General features: G+C 46.3%; 2 protein-coding genes. Both read right to left on the reverse strand.

All coding sequences use genetic code 11. The features are described 5' to 3' along the window. On the reverse strand, positions 1 to 261 hold a 261-nt coding region (gene mreD / locus A3729_RS27785), incomplete at its 3' end, for a rod shape-determining protein MreD (RefSeq protein ID WP_068634508.1). Then, a partial coding sequence (gene mreC / locus A3729_RS27790; protein WP_068634509.1) for a rod shape-determining protein MreC occupies positions 258 to 1,054 on the reverse strand: 797 nt, incomplete at its 5' end. The genes mreD and mreC, both read right to left, overlap by 4 nt.

Genomic DNA, 1,054 nt, shown 5'->3' on the forward strand with positions numbered 1-1,054 from the left:
AACCAAATAAGAGACGATACAGCAAGCAATTATATGAATACCGAGATAAGTACCTGACAGCACATCCATGATTGCGCCCACAATAAAAGCAGAAAACAGACCAATACGTTCGGGGTGCCTCAATAACCAGTATATCAAAGTCAATACCATCCACTCAGGACGAAAGGCAAGTAGCATTTGCGGCATTGCTAACAATTCCAATACGGCAGCTGCGGCGAAAGACAATGCAACGGCCACCCAACTTACTCTCGACTGAGTCATTCGTTTACCTCGTCAGACGCATGCTGCTTAGTACTAGATTGTTCTTTATTCTCATCGATGACGGTACTATCGTTTTGCCCCTCTTTAAACACCAAAAGCAAGAGACGACTTCTATTCAACTGTGCTTCAGGCCTGGCGCGAACCTCTGCAAAGGAGCGTCCATCATGGTGCGATATCTGGCTAATCCTTGCCACTGGATAGCCTTCCGGGAAGCGCCCCCCTAGACCAGAACTTACCAAAAGATCACCCACCTCAATATCAGAGGTATCTGGAACATTTCCTAGCTCAAGATAGTCGAGCGCCCCAACACCATAAGCAATCGCCCTAACACCATTTCTATTTACTTGGACAGGAACCGCATGACGACTATCAGAGATAAGTAGGACCCGGCTGGTAAATTCATTTACTTCAACCACTTGCCCCATCAATCCCTGTGAATCAAGAACGGCCTGACCGAGATAAACCCTGTCTTGACTGCCCTTGTTAAGCAAGATGTATTGATTGTCAGAATCAGGGCTAACACCGATCATTTCGGTAACAACGACACCATCGTCAACAATGCGAGAAGCATTCAGTAGCTCACGCAAGCGATTTAACTCAGCCGTTACTGATGCGAGTTTTTGAGCTTTGCGCTCAAGCACCAACATGCGGGATTCCATTAAATCGATTTTTTCTTGGAGATCGGAACGGCTCGTAAAGCTTTCACTCAAGCCTTCACTAATAGAAACCGGTAAATCACTCAACCAGTGAACCGGTGTTAACGCAGAGCTTATTACTCCACGAACAGGGTCTA

The organism is Oleiphilus sp. HI0043, from assembly GCF_001634935.1.